The sequence below is a fragment of the Orientia tsutsugamushi genome (genome assembly GCF_900327275.1).
Classification (GTDB): Bacteria; Pseudomonadota; Alphaproteobacteria; order Rickettsiales; family Rickettsiaceae; genus Orientia; species Orientia tsutsugamushi.
This window is the reverse complement of the sequence record NZ_LS398548.1, coordinates 1,303,950-1,320,128: the sequence shown is the minus strand read 5'-3', so window position 1 is coordinate 1,320,128 and position 16,179 is coordinate 1,303,950. Positions and strand designations below refer to the sequence as shown.

Below are 16,179 nucleotides of genomic sequence, written 5' to 3'. Positions count from 1 at the left end.
TTTTTTGAATAACTAACTGGGCGGTATTCTTAGGCTAAAAAGCCTGCATTTGCAAGGTTGGTTTTGAGATATTAAGTTTAACATAAAATTTGGTGATTATGAATGGTATAATTGTAGGAATTGATGTTTCTAAAGAGATATTTGATGCAGCTGTGGTAATTATTATTAAATTTTATTGTTTTTTTATGCTATACATATTATATCGATTCTACAAAGTTAGGAATTTGTCATAACAAACGTATTTCCAGCAATAGAGTTTTTAATAGAATTTCTAATTCTATAGATTTTTGGAAAACAGTGCTAACGATAAAGGCAAGAGAGAAAAATTATAACTAAGCCACTATAAAACAGTTATATGATATACTTTTTGAATACCATACCTAAGCCATCGTGATAGCTATACTATTATAACTGTTTTATAATAGTATAGCTATGTATTGTAGCTAGCGAACTATTAGTGCTAGCTACTGCTTTTCAGCTTTTTCATCAACATTAGTTAGCCATCACAATTTTGCTAGAGGAAAATTTCCAACAGAATAATAAAAGATTGTTGCATTATCACTACTATCATTATTTGCAATTATTGCTTGCAAAATGTTGGAATCTTGGTAGCATTTTTATCTCAAAAAATATCAGACATAACAGTAGTGCAGAGCATATTTAGCTTTTAAAAAGATGTTTTTTTGTGAGTGAAAATATGGTGGAAAAAAGACTGTCTTAATAATTCTTATACATGAAAGGCTTATGCTAACTTGCTTCTTTGATTTTTTATAGTATGTTAGGTTTACATGCTTAGTAGTCAATTAATGATTTTAAAATTGCTGATAAAGGCATATTAATTATATTTAGATACTAAATGGATAAGCCACATACTCAAATAATGTCAATCTGGTTAATAGTATCAACATTGCTATTATTACTTATGATTGTAGTAGGAGGAATAACTAGATTGACTAATGCTGGTTTATCTATTGTAGAATGGAATCCGGTATCAGGAATTATACCTCCTATATCTTCAGAAGATTGGAACAATGAGTTTAATAAATATACAGCTTCACCAGAATTTAATTTAATTAATAATCAGATAACTATTTCTGAGTTTAAATATATCTTTTTTATCGAATATATTCATCGATTATTGGGAAGAATAACTGGAATAATAATCATTATACCATTTTTAATCTTTTATTATTTAAAATCTTTAACTAAATTGCAATGTTACAGGTTACTTCTGATTACTTGTTTAGTGATAATACAAGGTTTTATGGGATGGTATATGGTAAAGAGTGGGTTAAAAGATACGCCGTATATTAATCACTGCCGACTAGCAGGGCATTTGTTATTAGCAGTTGTTATTTATCATCAATTAATAGCTGAGTTATTAATTATTATACAACCATTTAAATGCTATATGTTAGCAACCAGCAAAGCTAATAACTGTAATAGTACAAGTATTAATGTTATTAACTTAAAAACAAAATTAATAGTCCTTAACAAGATAATTATTTTTTTACTTTATACTCAGATTATGTTTGGAGCTTTAGTTGCTGGACTTGATGCAGGATTAATATACAATGAGTTTCCTAATATGGGTGATAGTTTAATTCCAATTGAAATATTAAATCAGTCTATAGATTTTACTATGTTTGATAATCAAGTGTTGATGCAATTTATACATAGGTGGTTTGGCATACTAATTAGCGGCTTAATAATATGTTATGCTATTTGGCTAATTATTCTTAATAAACACGCTCTAAGAGGAATGGGGATGGTAGCAGCATGTTTAGTTTTAGTTCAGGTTACTACTGGCATTATAACTTTGGTTTATCATGTCCCAATATTAGCTGCTTTAACACATCAAATAGGTGCTATTTTGATATTAACAACTTTCCTTTTTATTCAAAATATAGTAACTAATTTTGAGCTATTACACTAGATACTTGAATTTATTGTAAGCATAACAGCTGCAAAGGCAATGAAGATAAGGAAAGAAAAATTCTTTACCTACTGAATCTACTGATAAAGTTGCAAAGACATATCAAATATAAGGAAGAAAAAAAGCTGATTTTTATTAACTTCTGCACTTTATAGAACCTACTATTAACTTATGTCAACTTTTATTAATATTTATAATTAATCTTCAACTTTAACTGTAAATATATTTGCAATATTTGTCAGTATAACAAAAAAATTAAAGCAATAGGTTGAAAAAAAATTATGGAATTGGGAGGCAGTATTCAATCTAAAGGTTAATCTGATGGTCGAAAAACATATGCAACCTGGGCTTGATAAGTAATTTTCAAGTTATATGTATTATGAACAAATTAGTATAAAAAATTTGCTATCAAAAAAAGCATAATATAGATCATCTGTTTAAGTAATTGTAATATATATATTAATAATATAAACATTAATATATGCGGCAATTTATGGCATCAATATCATTAAAGTTTACAAATCTAGCACTAAGTAAAATTAAAACTCTAGAGGTAAAAACAGTACTAATCTATAGTGATGAAGTTGTAAAGGGCCTTTCGAGCAAGAAAATCATCTAGTGGAAGAGTAACACTTTGTTTAGAACAAAAATATAAAAACAAGTGTTTAAACGCCAGATTAGGATAAGGAGTCAGGAGAAGAAGATTTAGAGCTAAATGACAAAGCAAAAACTGAATCTGTTAGGTCTAATAGCAAGTTATCAGAATTAGCGAGTATTATTCGCCGAAAGCCAGTAATTGCCTTAACTTTCATAAGCATAACAATAATGCTTGTTTCGTATTTTTTTCTGAAAGTGGTAAAACGAAAGAATCTATAACTTTTACAGAAAATTGTGAATCAAAAGAAGCGATTTCTGGAGTAGAACAAGCTGTAGATTTGAGAGCAAAATAGACAAATGAAATACTTAGTGAAGTCAAAACATTAAAAGATAGATTAGAAAGTGTAATAGAAAGTAGATATTTAGAAACTACTACAAAAATTAATAATTTTAACCAAAAACTTGAGATATTGAAAAATCAGCCTAAGCAAGGTCTATATAATAATGATAGCGAAGACTTCAGTTCTGATCTTAATCATCATATTTCAAATTCACCACATGATAACAAAACAAAGCAAGTTCCTGTAGTAGTAGTAAAATCATTTGTAAATCTTAGGAGAGCTGAATCTGACCCAAAAAAAATGTTGAGAACTATGTTACTAGCTGTAGTTCTGCTAGAGATGTGCTACTTACTGGAGTCGTTGTAGGTACAGGGACAAACAGCTCTTCATCACCAGAACCAATTGTTCTGCAGTTGCTTGATACAGCAATTCTTTATGATAAATATAAAACTGATCAAATCAAAAAGGCTATTTTAATTGGATCCTGTAACGGAGAGATTTTCTCAGAGAGAGCTACATGTCGCATCGAAACTCTTTCAGTAGTCAATAAACAAGGAGATATTATCGAGAAACAGGTGGAATGCTGGTTAATAGGCTAAGATGGACGTTCTGGAATTAAAGGAATAGTGGTAGATAAATCGTCTAAAGTAGTAAGAATGGCTGCATTAAATGGAGTATTTAGCAGTATAGCTAAGTTTCTACAAGCTAAGGCTATAAAACCTGATATAACAACAGCTCCAACGTTAAATATAATGACTCAAGGTCAGGTCAATCAGAGTTAAGTGTTGGAGATGTATTTCAGTCTGGAGCTTGCTCTGGAGCTAACAATGCTTTTGATAAGTTAGATGATTTTGCTATAAAACTGGCTGATTCCATGAGTTCAGTCATTGTTGTTGCCTCAGGTAGAGTCATCGATGTTGTATTTAAAAAAGGTTTTGACTTACGTGAGCGCAAAAAGAAGCTACATAATTCAACTTATTCACAGTCAACTAGCCATGAAAAAGTTAATTTGCATAATAAATTCGACTAATAACAAAAGCTGGAGGAGCATTTATAGTTATCTACAATGAGGTTTGAGAATAGAAAAAAAGCGATAAAATAGTTAATAGAATCTGTGTTGGTTATGTAGATTAGAAATCAAATTACTCAATTTGGTAAATTTTATAAATCTATTATTGATTCTTTCTATTCTCAAACCTCATTGTAAATGACTATAGTTATATCAAACTTATATTAATATAGAGTTTATAGTTTGATTGTTTAACTTAAAAAATGTATACTTAACCTGCGATATATTTATTGTTGCGGTTTTTATAGCTTGGTAAGCTATAGCACAATGCATTATTAAACCAAAATTGAAAACAATAAGATTTTTTTAATGAGATGTTCTTCTTATTGCAAGTCATCTAATTATAGTATTCAAGCTCTTGTACAGAGCTTGGTAAGTGCTGGATTAGAGCCTAAGTATTTTGATGATGTAGTACATGTTCAGACACAATTCACTAATAATTTAGTTGATGTATTCTATTTCGCATTCGGAGCTGTAGTAATTTGGGGAACAAATAAAAACTATGAACACAGTATATTGAACTGGTTAAACAATGTTGATACAGAAATTGATCAAAAATTTATTATAGATGTAGATTCTGTGGTTCAATATAAAGAACTTAGTCAAGATTTTGTATCAGATTTAATATATTACCGCTATGATTACCAAGCTCAAAAAACTTATATCGATGAAGAAGAAAATGAAATTATACTACATGATCAATCAGTACTAATCAAACTATCTATTTCACATGCTTTAGCACAATCTGTGAAATTGAAGATATTAGAGTCATCAGTTATAAAACTGTTAGAAAAAACATCACCTTTACAAAAAGAACTAGCTACTAATGGGCGTGTATCTTTGTCAAAAAAAGAATTATCAAAACAAATAGGTATTTTATTTAATGAGCGTTATTCAATAAATTTACACAGCGATATATTGGATACTCCACAATTTTTTTGGCGCAGACCTAGATATGAACCACTATACCTTATGACAGTAGAGTTTCAAGATATTCAATTAAGACAAAACATTATGAATCATCGCTTAGATATGATTCATGAATTATATACTATTCTATCAAACGAATTAAACTACTTACATTCAACTAGGTTAGAAATGATTATTGTAGGCTTAATTGCTATAGAGGTAGTATTAGCACTTTTACATAATGATTTTATTTCTAGAATATTTTCTTAAACTTAAAGATAAGATAGTATTTATTGATAAATCTAAAATAGATTTGCCGTGCTATCATTAGGATCATTACTATAATAATTGTCTCTTATTTTATAGTAGTGATTTTCAGAATAGTTTTTGTGATATAGATTTAGTAATCTATTGACTTCATTTGGATTCTTTTTAACAGCATGATAACTAGTAATTAAGTCGAGATTAATATCAGACAAAAAACATTGTTTAAACAGATGCCTAATTTGAAAAAATAAAGCCCCACCTCCAAGGAATGGTTCATAGTAATTATAGTATGGCCATGAAGGAAGATGCTCTATTAATTTATTAACAATTCTTTTTTTGCCTCTAACCCACTTGAGAAAAGGCTTTGGTTCATTAGAAATTGCTATTGACACAAGAATTTTGATTTAGTTTAATCTCTACTATGGATTATAGCAGAAAATAAGCCTTAAAGCCAGTAATAATAACTGTTGCGGAGCTTTTTTATAAATCTTTTTTGAAGGATATTTTTGTAGCTAGAGATACAATGTGATAATTTCGCATCTACTTAAAAAAAGATGAAAAAATTTTTCATAGAGCAAAACGCTGATGCAGATTGCTTAGCTTTCTTTATTTTATCAAACATAATAACATTGAAGTGAATATTAACAACTCTATCACCACTCTGTAAAGCATCTACTAGGCCTGCTAAATCTTCTGCTTCTTGCTGTATATCAGAAAAAAACCCATTCCTGCATTAATATTTCTTTCTAGCGCTTCTCTTTTAGTTATGGCTGCAGTCCTTTCCATCGCTTGATTTAGTAAGATTTGCAGACCAAAATGAATCAGGAAATTTGATTTTATATATTCATCACGACGCATTTCATTACCTAAAAACAGATCCATAGCATATAATTTCCACTCTGCAGGCCTCTTTCTTGCTTCTAGGCTGATAAATATTTGATCATCATTTACATTTACACAATCATCATTCTCAAATAACGAAAAATCTCCACTTAGAATTTGCTTAGACAATATTTCATACTGGTTAATCTCTGAATGTTCTTCTTCTTCAGGCCAGCCAAATATTACTCTTAAAAACTTTAATAATTGCTGTGCATTCACATTTTAAGTACTTAATCCAATTGACCTAAACGTATCTTTTAAAACATCTCGTCTGCGAATCATATCATCGATATTTGTATTTAAATTAGGTATAGTTACTGAAATCAACAATACTACATCCTTTATAACGCCAGATTAGGATAAAATCGTGATAATGAAAACTTCTCATGCCAGTCATCATATGACTCACGATTAGCATTAAGTAGCATAGCTTGCTTCATCCATTCATGAATGTCTTGTTGTTCTCTTTGTAGATATTTTAGTGTATCTCCAGTCATGACTTTTAGTCTTTGATTTAACATGTTTGACTGATCAAATTGAACTCCAATCGCTGCTGCGAACTTTGTTAGAAGTCCTTCGTTTAATTCTTTATGAATTGCTGCCTTAATTAATGGAGTAGCTTGTCTGCATGTCTTGAAACTAATACCTAAATTACTCGGTTCGCGATAATAAATACCGAAATTATTAGGTATATTCTGCTCGATAAATCCTATGATATCATTAGTTTGTTGAGCAGCAGCTTTTTTGCCTAAGATATTACCTATGATGTAAGGCTTCATAAAGCATTGTCTAAGGAATTCTTTCGTATTAGTTAAAGTTATTGGATCCTGTATTTGCACATCTCGAATCTTAGCTACAGCCTTAGCTCCAAACATAATACCAGTTTTTCTGCTTGATAGTCCTTCATAAGCTGGCAAAAGATGCTGTTCCAACATTTTTGATACAAAGTAACTCGTTTGCGATGAAAGAGAAGCAAACATTGCTATACCTATAGATACCGTGATAAGAATCAAGAAAAGAAATAATAATTTTATAAAAAAGATGTAAGTTTTTATAAAATTATTATTTCTGATTGATTAAAACATTAGGATTAAAAGGAGAATTATGCTTTAAAACACCATAAATGATATGTAATAACTTACGCATAGCGGCAATAAGGATAAGCATTTTGGGTTTGCCAGTATCAGACAAACGTTGAGAAAATTGCTTGATAATACAATTATGTCTTAAGGCAGACATAGCAGGCATATAAAAAGACTTACGTAGATCTGAATTACCAGTTCTAGAGATTATACTAGCCCCCCGCACGGAACTGCCAGATTGACGATGCTTAGGATTAAGACCTACAAAAGCTACAACTTGTTTAGCAGAACTAAATTTCTCAATATCTGCTAAAAAAGCAAGAACTACAGCCTGTGTTTTTGCTCCTATGCCTGGTATTGACTCAAGTAACATAGCCTTATTATGAAGATCTTTGTTATTTTTAATATGGTCATTGATTAGTTGTTCAATTTCTTTAATTTGTGTTTCAAGAAATTCAATATGCATTTGAATATTATTAGCAATTGCTTTAGAAGCTCCTTCTAATCTATTTGTTTCTTGTGTTTTATGCTTAATTAAAACATTCAGGCGATTAACTAGCTGCTGTAGTTCTTGAATATAAAGAGGCTGTGGATACCATGCTTCCGGTTTCATTGCTTTGCAAAAATCTGCTATTAATACACTGTCTGCTTTATCTGTTTTTGTACGACTAAGTTTACTCATTGCAAAACCTTTAATACGGGCAGGATTTACTACGCTTACTTTATAACCATAATCGTACAGATATTTAGCTAAATTTTTCCAGTAGATACCTGTTGCTTCCATACAAACATGTCCAGTTCCTCTGCTTTTTAACCATGTTACTAATTTGTTAAACCCTTCAGAATTATTATTAAATTTTCTTGTTTGAACTTTATTATTAATTAACACAGCTGCATCAAATGTCTCTTTAGAAACGTCAATTCCTACAATTATACTATTCATAATCACCAAATTTTATGTTAAATATCTCAAAACCAACCTTGTAAATACAGGCTTTTTGCCTAAGAATACCGTCCGGTTTTTAATTAAAAAAGCTAGTTACTTATCTATAGAACAGGCTATTAGCCTTAGGAACGCTACTGTATACTAGCTTTCTTTTGTGCTATTGCTATAATCTTTTATTTTATTGCAATTTCACTTATTTTTATCATACAAGGAATGTTATCAACCTTCACTGGCGCATTCATTGATACCTCATCCTTCAGCCAAACAGTAGCTTTGGGGGCAAATAACAGCGTAAAAATAAATATCGATGGAAAGAACCATTCCATAGCAAAGATGCCGATATTTCCTCTAAAAATAGCCCTAGTAGCAGCCCATATGCCACCAATAGTCAATGCTAAGTGGCCTACTGGAGTGAAGTATTCACTATTTGAAGCAAAAACTCTTCCTATGACGTTAAACACATGCCACAATAAGTCTCCACCACCAAATAAATCGGAAATATATCTCCAATCGAAGATAAAAAGGCTATTTCAGGGTCACTAAATTCAGTATTATGATCAAATTTAATTTTTAGATTAGTCAATTGTTGTTTAGCTTTACCTGCATAAGATTTCTCTGGCAATATTGTGATATTTCGTTGCAAGCTTTGAATGCAAGCAACTGACATTATCACAACTGTAAATCGAGGCTGATTCTCCGCCTTTTAAATGACTAATCCAACTTTTTTCGTCCTGAGCTAAGGAGTCATAAAAGTGTACATTATTGTTTGTAACCACGATAGTGCCAGTCATAGACATGATTGAATCATGCATATTTGATGGTATTCCAACCTTTGCTGCTGCTTTAGTGAAGATGTTATAATCATCAAGCATTAGCTCTGAATCCTTATTTTGTGCTTGTCGTAGAGCTTGTTTTTGAGCTAAATCATTACGACATTTTTTACCAGCGGCAAAATAATCAAACCCGCTTTGTGACTGTATATCACGGCAAACAGCTTCTCTCATAGCCCAGTTCTTTGGTAAAGCTGTAGCAAATAATGCTTTTGTTAATTCACAATCTCCTTTGGCAAATTGATTCATCTCCATTGCTAGATTACGCAAGTCCTTAAGAGCATTTTCGATCTGTGGAGCAAATGTTTTTAATCCTAATGAAAATGCATAAACTTTAGCTTGAGAACCAATGTTTTTCATTAGTTGAACTAATTCTTCTCCAGAAATAACAGAGAAGCTACCAAGATAGGCGTCAATACCGCTACAGCTCATGTTTAAAGATGGTGGAGTTATAGCAAATGGCTGAAATGATGTTTGGCTTGTTCTGGCAGATAATCCGCCAGCTGCATAATATCCAGCCGCTTGATTCTGATATGATCCAGATCTAGTAACATTAACACTCATTCCTTGAAATACGTTTTCGATATTCCAAGCCAGTGACACTGGAGCTTGTAGCAATAATAGCATTGTAATGACATAAACTCTGATTCTAATGCTCATGCGGTCTCCAATTTATGATAATATCTATCGATTGCTAGAATATTGTCGATAATTTTATCTTCAGAGATTATGCTTCTAGCTACTGCATATATTTTTTTACCATCGCTAGCTACTAGATATAATACAGGCACAACATGCTTAGGATTTAATTTATTTAGTAACTCATTATTCTTACTGACAGCTAGCAACTGAAATGCATATTTATTAGCAAAGCTCTGAACAATAGGAATAAAGGCTTTACATAGCAAGCAATCTTGTTTAACTTGCAAAATTAATCCCCAGTTTTTAGCAATGTTTTTGAGTTTTAAGTCGTTTTTCTGCTCTGATTTTTCTTGATACAGCTTTCTATGTAAGCTATTAGATGGCTCATGAGCATTAATCAGTTGATAATCAAGTAGAGTAGCTAGTTGCCACATAGTAGCAAACTTATGCGCCTTCTCCATGATTTTTTTCTGTAGCCTTTGAGCTGTAATTACATTTTCGAGCGTTGGATTATCAAGCGCTATACGCTGAGCTCGATTAAATTGCTCCTTTAATTCCTCGATTCTATGATCATGGGCCAAATTTATCAACTTAGAAGTAGAGTCATCAGGCTCATGACCATGTTTATCATTATACCATAGAAATCCTGTTGGTGAAGCATCAACAGTGGATAAATGACTAATTAATATCATAACCATTAGTAATCTGCTCATTTAGACTGACTTTGTTGCATACGATGAACTTTATCTTTGATTCCTGCAATAATGTCTTTGTTCATGCTGTTTTGAGCCTTAGTGAGTATATCGCCAAATAGTTCATCCATATTGATTTTAGTGAAATCAACTTTTTGTAATTCCTTAACAGTAAGGCCTCTACAATTTGGACATTCAGGTGTTCCAAAGTCTATTTTTAGCTGTTTTCTTGCTTCTTCCTGAAAAATTCTTGCAAGTTTTGACTGAAAGCAGCAATAAGTAGACTTTCTAGCTAAGCAAATACCTAATATTGGAATTCTTGAAGAACAGTAGGTTCCAATGTAATAGCAGTAACCTTTTTTTCTATATAGAGCTAATTCTTGTTCTTTAGATTTGCATTGTGATAAGCCTATATCACGCCCCCAGCCAGTCATTGAAGAGCAGCAATTCAAAAAACTAAATACATCTTTTTTGCATTTTCGATGTTTACCTGAAAATACAGAAACGGGATTTGTTTTAATGTCTTTGCTCATCTGATTTAGCATCGCTAGATGAGCTACTTTAGCTATATCCCTGTTTGGTATAATAGTTGGAGTGTTGCAATTACCTCCTAAACAAAAGATCGAGTTATTACGCAATGATGAGCGTAGCATTGTTTGCTTCTCAGTTGAACAGCTATAATCGTGCTGCCATAGTAAACAAATATTTGCTACTGATTTTTTGCAAGTGCTGTTTTTTAATTCGCAATTTTGAATTTTAAGGTGTTTGCAACCATCTTTTGGATCGCTAGTACAAGAAAAAACAATCTTTTGTTTCCAATATGGACGATTGACTTTAAACTTGTCAAAAAATACTCTATCACCACCATCATAGTTGATTCTATTGACCTCATAGCATTCGTTACTTTCTGTTAATTGCTCAAGTTCAGGGTTTAAAACTTTCCAATATTCTGCTACTTTCCTTAGTTCTTGAGTCTTATCTCTGTAGTCATAGTGAAGTATACATATTTTTTCATTTACTTCTAATAAAAAATTTCTACCAATATGCTGTGTAGGTACACCGAGCCTATTAGCAATAGCCCATTTCATTTGTCTTTCAATTGCTTCGGGATCATCTACTAGGCAGTATATTTGCGCACCTGATTCATCATAGACATCGCTACGACTCTTAAGCCAATTACTATGATTCTCCTTTATTTCTTCTGTTGCAAATTCCATTTGCCGGCTTTGCCATGGAAGCCATACATTCTCTAATTTGCACTCAACGTTTAATTCTCGAATAAGTTCAATATTGAACTTACTGCCTTCAGTACAACTTTGAATGATTTCAGTATTAGTTGTACTTGTCTGAGTTATGAAGTTACTGCTATCAAGGGCACTTAAAGGATCAGATTCAATTCTCATTGAATTAGCTATCATATAATTTTGATCGTTGATATTATGTTGAGTTAAGGCATTGTTTTTACTGTTTTCAGCTTGAAATAACATTGCCCCACTTTCTGTACCAAGCTGATTACGGCCATGATAGGTTAAATCCTCATCATTATTAGGATAATTGACATTACTACCTTGATGAAATAATTCTTGTGTATTTGAAGAATTTCCAAGATTTACATTATAGTTGCTAGCTTCATTATAACTGCTTTGCATTGAAGCTAAACAACAATTGATGTTCAATATTATCAAAACTAGTACTATAAGTTGCTTCATGGAGTATTCTCATTCATAATTTCTAATGCTGTTGCTAAAGGAATATGGCCAGTTAATTTCTTGGTTAATCCTCTTTTTTCATCATCTATTACTATCACTGGTACAACATCAACCTTATATTTCTCAAACAAGCTAGGATCTATATCGAAGCTAATATCAAGCTCCATAGTTTTATTCTTTGTTTGTGTAAATGAGTTATTAATTAACCCACGCATAACTAATCGAGCTCCAGACTTTTGAGATTCAGCAAAATAGCTTTTTAAAGCCTCATCACTCATTGAAAATGAGACAAAAATAAAAGTTTTTTGCTTGTCCAAAAAAAAAGCATTAGCATTATTAACAAATAATAAAACCATCAACATCATTACTCGTATAACCATATTCCTCTCCAAGCTTTATAAATCAAAGCAAACAACAATCTCTTTTTCGCCAAATCAAGTAACCAAAATCTTCACCATTAACTGGAAATTCTCTACCAGCTTGCCATGTAGCTTCTGTTTGACCTATGTTCTTGCAAGATTTTGTTTCTGGAATTGGATAAGTCATTTGTAGTCGATATTGGCTTTTCTTCATGATAGGCATAGGATACTTACCACATAGGCCTTTATAACCATAATATCCCCATAACATCAGCTGCCTATGCATCTTAGCCATAAACTTACTTACCATTAATACAGACGTTCCAACTCCACCATTATGAGCAGTAGCTGTTCCAGTAAAAGGGTAAAGCATTCCTTGACATTCGGCCCACCAAAAAGCATAATCACTTGCTAATAAACCAGCGCTACAACTCATGCAATCAGCTATACATGCTTGATAAGTAGCTACATTTTGAAACAATCGTTTAATGTATAATAATATTTGCATTTAATATGTAATAACTTTTGAAAGTATAATATGATTTCAGGGAAAACATATGAATAATTATTTACAGCTTCGTGCCCGCTTGCTATATGCTACTACAAGGAATATCTTTAGTTCTATAAATAAGCATCCTTTACCTTATGCTGCTAAAAAAGGATACATAGATGTAGTAAAATATTTGATAGACCACGGGATCGATGTAAATACACAAAATCACTGGAACAATACTGCGTTACATTTTGCTTCTCACAGTGGAAACACACATATGGTCAAGCTTTTATTAGATAATAATGCTAATCCAAATCTACAAAATAAATCTAACAATACTGCTTTACATTACTCTGTTGAAAAAAACTTCATACCTATAACAAATCTTCTGTTAAATCATGAAGCTAATATCACTATACAAGGTCAGTTTAATCACACTCCTTTTAAAAGAGCTTGGATTAAATATATTGAAAATCCAGAGCTGCATTTAGAAATGATGAGATTATTAATTACTCACATGGTTAAGATAGAACATGATAACCTAGTAGATACTACTTCCTCAGGTTTTTTACAAAATAAAGAGCTTATTAATGAATCAGAACCGCTAAAGGAATTTGAACAACAATGTCATAAAGAAATAGAAGAAATGAAGTCTATCTCTGTTAGCCAAAATGGTTTGTCTTTTTTTGATATATTTATACTGAAAAAAGACATGAATATACTAGCAAGATGTGCTAATAATTCTGATATTGTAAAGTGTAAGAATAGATTTCTCATGTACTCTTCCTGTATTGAAAAATCTATTGAAGAAGGGAAAGCAAGAACCAAGCTGCTGCAAGGAGCAGTTGAATCAATAGATGAGATATTTGAATCCAATCAGGATGCTTGTCAGGCATCTTGGTTCCACTTGCCACAAGAAGTAAGGCTGATGATATTAGAGAACTTAAATAATGATGATTTAACAAAACTTCAACACACTGACATAGCAGAAGCTGTAGCTGAATCTGAAGTTGAAGCTGGAGGAGCGCATGCTATATATGAGGGAGAGTAGCGCAAGCGTCAAAGCTCTCTGTAGCATTGGTTGTTGTAAATCGCTTGTTCCATACTGTGGAGCAGCCATGGTAGCTAAAATAGATGGAAAGTTAGATAAAAAGTCTGATCTAGCTTCTATAGACTTTGCACTATCATCTTCTGGTACTTCGGAAAATGGATTAATTGATACAGGATTTTTCATGTCAAATTCTATGTAGCTACCGCCTAGAATCAAGCATGTGCGCTTAAATGATCTTCCGTAATCAAGAACAAAAACCTTACCACCAACTCCTAGAACAGATAGCATTAATTCTTGCATAAAAACAGATTTTTCAGACCCTGGAACTCCAGCTATACAAAGGTTAAAGTTCTCATTTGGAGCTGCTGCATTCTTATTTAATGCAGGTAATAAAGCTCCACCAAAAGGTGACCAATACATTATTTGACCTCGTCTGCCAGCTAGTAACATACCTGGAGAGCTTAAATCACCTTTCCATTCACCGATTATTGGCAATAATACTTTGCTCTCTACAGAAACAGTTTTTATGCCTCTACCTAAGCTAGAAAGAGCTACTCCAACTCCTGCTGTTTGCAGATAATTTCCATTCTGCAGGTCTTTTGCGAGCTTCTAGGCTGATAAATATTTGATCATCATTTACATTTACGCAATCATCATTCTCAAATAACGAAAAATCTCCACTTAGAATTTGTTCAGACAATATTTCATACTGGTTAATATTCGAATGTTCTTCTTCAGGCCAGCCAAATATTACTCTCAGAAACTTTAATAATTGCTGTGCATTCACATTTTCAGTGCTTAATCCAATTGACCTAAACGTATCTTTTAAAGCATCTCGTCTGCGAATCATATCATCTATATTTGCATTTAAATTAGGTATAGTAACTGAAATTAACAATACTACATCCTTTATAGAACCTACTTTTTGAGCTTGATCACGTAAAAATTCTGTTCTTTTATTTGCTAACTCAATAAATATCTCTCCTTTACGATATGACTGCCAGTTGCTTAAAAAATTCTCTATATTATTACTACCAATCATCAAGACTTGCAGGCTACTTTCAGCAGGTAAATTTTCATCGCTTTTCAGAAATTCAGCAATTTCATTTTGAGCTGAAACACTTGCTTCAGCCAATGGGCATACAAGCAATACAAAGCCTATTGAACCACGATTAAAGAATAGCTGAGTCTCATCATCATATGATTCATAGACAAAGTGTTTAGAAAATCTTTCTCGATCAAAATCCTTATGTATGCTTGCGTTCACCTTGACTCTGTAGCTGCATTTTGAAGGTACATAAAAATATCATTAATTTTTTCATCTTTAAGATTAATTCTTGTTGGCCCACTATCAGAAATCTCAAGCTTAAGCAGCTCATCAGCTTCTAACTCATATTCTACTGCATATATATTATTAACGTTTACCAAAGCAATAAACCATATGATAAATCTCAAAATTCTAATACTCATTTTTTTATTCCATTCTCTTTAACACCAGTCAATAACAAAAGGTAATTAGGAGTTCGCTTGTAAGTCAAAAGGTAAGTCTTATCGACAGCTATATGTTTACTATCGCTAAACCAATAACGAAGCGTTCCACTAATTAATACTCCATTCATTTATCACTTCAACCTTCTTTAGAAAAAAAGAGTGAAGACACATTTGAGCCTTTAACAAATTGCAAATGATTCTGAAAAAAATTTTTAAAGATTCAGTATTACTGAATACCACTTTCATGTCTGCTATTTGTCTTTCTACCTCATTTGGAGAAGTAGTAAATTAAGAGTTTCATCACATAAATTGCCCATTCCTTTAAATAGGTTTCATGGTAATTTTTTGATGAAAACGTCATTTTACGATCAGGCTCCATTGCTGGAATTAACAACCACTTTTCTTCTTTGGTAATTGCAGCCATTATCGCAATTATATTAGCTGCAGCTAGCAATATAGTTACTGAAAGTAAGCATTTATTATATTTAACCAGCTCTTGTATAGCATTTTGCTTAAAGAGATGATTCATTATTTGCCAACTTTTTTGCCCAGCAATCTTGAATATCCTAATGGAGCTGGCAATAAACCTTTAGCTACTAAAAAACTTTTTAGCAAAAAATTCTCCGATACCTTCTTAAATTTCTTAAAGCAATAACATAGAGCAATTCCTCCAACCATAAATGCTAGGCCTAATTTAGCATGCCTGCTGTTTAGTAGTACAATTCCTGGAGCTACTCCAGCTAATACTACTCCCCATTCATCAATGCTCAAACCCATATACTTCAATGGCCTCGATAATGCCCAACATAATTTTTGATTTTGCATAATTACCTTCAGCCGCAATTAAAGCATGAGATTTTTCATTCTACTACTGTGATTTTCA

13 protein-coding genes and 9 pseudogenes are annotated in these 16,179 nt (G+C 32.0%); 8 read left to right on the top strand and 14 right to left on the bottom strand.

The genetic code is table 11. From position 1 onward, the window contains the following. Nucleotides 1–98 precede the first annotated feature (98 nt). The 7 genes and pseudogenes from DK405_RS16175 (at nt 99) to DK405_RS06945 (ending at nt 5,122) form a co-directional block, all read left to right on the top strand. On the top strand, nt 99–233 hold the full coding sequence (locus DK405_RS16175) for a hypothetical protein (RefSeq protein WP_258230625.1): 135 nt from the start codon (nt 99–101) through the stop codon (nt 231–233). Beyond that, nucleotides 196–273, top strand: a pseudogene (locus tag DK405_RS15785) (transposase); the annotation flags it as partial. The gene DK405_RS16175 and the pseudogene DK405_RS15785, both read left to right, overlap by 38 nt. 583 nt (nt 274–856) lie before the next feature. Further along, on the top strand, nt 857–1,936 hold the full coding sequence (locus tag DK405_RS06965; protein ID WP_045912823.1) for a COX15/CtaA family protein: 1,080 nt from the start codon (nt 857–859) through the stop codon (nt 1,934–1,936). 1,067 nt (nt 1,937–3,003) lie between these two features. Continuing rightward, nucleotides 3,004–3,240: a hypothetical protein gene (locus DK405_RS13330; protein WP_045912824.1), complete on the top strand. Its 237-nt coding sequence runs from the start codon at nt 3,004–3,006 to the stop codon at nt 3,238–3,240. Beyond that, nucleotides 3,216–3,473, top strand: a complete 258-nt coding sequence (locus DK405_RS06955) for a TraB/TrbI/VirB10 family type IV secretion system protein (RefSeq protein WP_052691723.1) — start codon at nt 3,216–3,218, stop codon at nt 3,471–3,473. Before DK405_RS13330 ends, DK405_RS06955 begins: the two co-directional genes overlap by 25 nt. A 27-nt stretch (nt 3,474–3,500) precedes the next feature. Next, nucleotides 3,501–3,656: a conjugal transfer protein TraB gene (locus DK405_RS13075; protein WP_174197578.1), complete on the top strand. Its 156-nt coding sequence runs from the start codon at nt 3,501–3,503 to the stop codon at nt 3,654–3,656. Nucleotides 3,657–4,252: 596 nt separating this feature from the next. Beyond that, a complete protein-coding gene (locus tag DK405_RS06945; RefSeq protein WP_011945086.1) occupies nt 4,253–5,122 on the top strand; it encodes an RMD1 family protein in 870 nt (289 codons plus the stop codon). A gap of 44 nt (nt 5,123–5,166) precedes the next feature. Here DK405_RS06945 and DK405_RS06940 read toward each other — a convergent pair. From DK405_RS06940 to DK405_RS06895, 10 genes and pseudogenes are all read right to left on the bottom strand, one after another. Continuing rightward, nucleotides 5,167–5,511 (bottom strand): annotated as a pseudogene (locus tag DK405_RS06940) (DNA adenine methylase); the annotation flags it as partial. 176 nt (nt 5,512–5,687) lie between these two features. Beyond that, nucleotides 5,688–6,352, bottom strand: a pseudogene (locus DK405_RS13070) (TraC family protein); the annotation flags it as partial. Beyond that, nucleotides 6,352–6,981, bottom strand: a pseudogene (locus tag DK405_RS06930) (conjugal transfer protein TraG N-terminal domain-containing protein); the annotation flags it as partial. The pseudogenes DK405_RS06930 and DK405_RS13070, both read right to left, overlap by 1 nt. 82 nt (nt 6,982–7,063) lie before the next feature. Further along, nucleotides 7,064–8,032, bottom strand: coding sequence for an IS110-like element ISOt5 family transposase (locus DK405_RS06925; RefSeq protein WP_081420588.1), 969 nt, complete (start codon nt 8,030–8,032; stop codon nt 7,064–7,066). A 170-nt stretch (nt 8,033–8,202) separates the two neighbouring features. After that, nucleotides 8,203–8,490 carry a hypothetical protein gene (locus DK405_RS06920; RefSeq protein WP_045912847.1) on the bottom strand — a complete coding sequence of 96 codons (288 nt, stop codon included), beginning with the start codon at nt 8,488–8,490 and terminating at the stop codon, nt 8,203–8,205. Continuing rightward, nucleotides 8,484–9,519 (bottom strand): annotated as a pseudogene (locus DK405_RS06915) (conjugal transfer protein TraH); the annotation flags it as partial. The gene DK405_RS06920 and the pseudogene DK405_RS06915, both read right to left, overlap by 7 nt. Then, the gene (locus DK405_RS06910) at nt 9,516–10,214 is read right to left on the bottom strand and encodes a conjugal transfer protein TraF (RefSeq protein WP_064612751.1); all 699 of its coding nucleotides are present in this window, start codon (nt 10,212–10,214) and stop codon (nt 9,516–9,518) included. The gene DK405_RS06910 and the pseudogene DK405_RS06915, both read right to left, overlap by 4 nt. After that, nucleotides 10,211–11,902: a conjugal transfer protein TraN gene (gene traN, locus DK405_RS06905; RefSeq protein ID WP_064612752.1), complete on the bottom strand. Its 1,692-nt coding sequence runs from the start codon at nt 11,900–11,902 to the stop codon at nt 10,211–10,213. Before traN ends, DK405_RS06910 begins: the two co-directional genes overlap by 4 nt. Beyond that, on the bottom strand, nt 11,899–12,282 hold the full coding sequence (gene trbC, locus DK405_RS06900) for a type-F conjugative transfer system pilin assembly protein TrbC (RefSeq protein ID WP_045912829.1): 384 nt from the start codon (nt 12,280–12,282) through the stop codon (nt 11,899–11,901). Before trbC ends, traN begins: the two co-directional genes overlap by 4 nt. Nucleotides 12,283–12,304: 22 nt before the next feature. Continuing rightward, nucleotides 12,305–12,742 (bottom strand): annotated as a pseudogene (locus tag DK405_RS06895) (TraU family protein); the annotation flags it as partial. Nucleotides 12,743–12,818: 76 nt separating this feature from the next. Between DK405_RS06895 and DK405_RS06890 the strand changes: the two are divergent. Continuing rightward, nucleotides 12,819–13,805 carry an ankyrin repeat domain-containing protein gene (locus tag DK405_RS06890; protein WP_045912963.1) on the top strand — a complete coding sequence of 329 codons (987 nt, stop codon included), beginning with the start codon at nt 12,819–12,821 and terminating at the stop codon, nt 13,803–13,805. On the opposite strand, the pseudogene DK405_RS15455 reads toward DK405_RS06890, so the two are convergent. The 4 genes and pseudogenes from DK405_RS15455 to DK405_RS06870 form a co-directional block, all read right to left on the bottom strand. After that, nucleotides 13,713–15,072, bottom strand: a pseudogene (locus DK405_RS15455) (TraC family protein). The gene DK405_RS06890 and the pseudogene DK405_RS15455 sit on opposite strands and share 93 nt — an antisense overlap. Nucleotides 15,073–15,083: 11 nt before the next feature. Next, a pseudogene (locus tag DK405_RS06880) lies at nt 15,084–15,275 on the bottom strand (hypothetical protein); the annotation flags it as partial. Next, nucleotides 15,272–15,825 (bottom strand): annotated as a pseudogene (locus DK405_RS06875) (TraE/TraK family type IV conjugative transfer system protein). The pseudogenes DK405_RS06875 and DK405_RS06880, both read right to left, overlap by 4 nt. Continuing rightward, nucleotides 15,825–16,121, bottom strand: a complete 297-nt coding sequence (locus DK405_RS06870) for a hypothetical protein (RefSeq protein WP_045915450.1) — start codon at nt 16,119–16,121, stop codon at nt 15,825–15,827. The pseudogene DK405_RS06875 and the gene DK405_RS06870 overlap by 1 nt, the downstream one beginning before the upstream one ends. Between the last annotated feature and the right edge of the window lie 58 nt (nt 16,122–16,179).

What these genes read in the sequence shown, in the direction of transcription:
- DK405_RS16175 (WP_258230625.1), top strand. Translation starts at nt 99, where the DNA reads ATGAATGGTATAATTGTAGGAATTGATGTTTCTAAAGAGATATTTGAT.
- DK405_RS06965 (WP_045912823.1), top strand. Translation starts at nt 857, where the DNA reads ATGGATAAGCCACATACTCAAATAATGTCAATCTGGTTAATAGTATCA.
- DK405_RS06945 (WP_011945086.1), top strand. Translation starts at nt 4,253, where the DNA reads ATGAGATGTTCTTCTTATTGCAAGTCATCTAATTATAGTATTCAAGCT.
- DK405_RS06910 (WP_064612751.1), bottom strand. Translation starts at nt 10,214, where the DNA reads ATGAGCAGATTACTAATGGTTATGATATTAATTAGTCATTTATCCACT.
- traN (WP_064612752.1), bottom strand. Translation starts at nt 11,902, where the DNA reads ATGAAGCAACTTATAGTACTAGTTTTGATAATATTGAACATCAATTGT.
- trbC (WP_045912829.1), bottom strand. Translation starts at nt 12,282, where the DNA reads ATGGTTATACGAGTAATGATGTTGATGGTTTTATTATTTGTTAATAAT.
- DK405_RS06890 (WP_045912963.1), top strand. Translation starts at nt 12,819, where the DNA reads ATGAATAATTATTTACAGCTTCGTGCCCGCTTGCTATATGCTACTACA.
- DK405_RS06870 (WP_045915450.1), bottom strand. Translation starts at nt 16,121, where the DNA reads ATGCAAAATCAAAAATTATGTTGGGCATTATCGAGGCCATTGAAGTAT.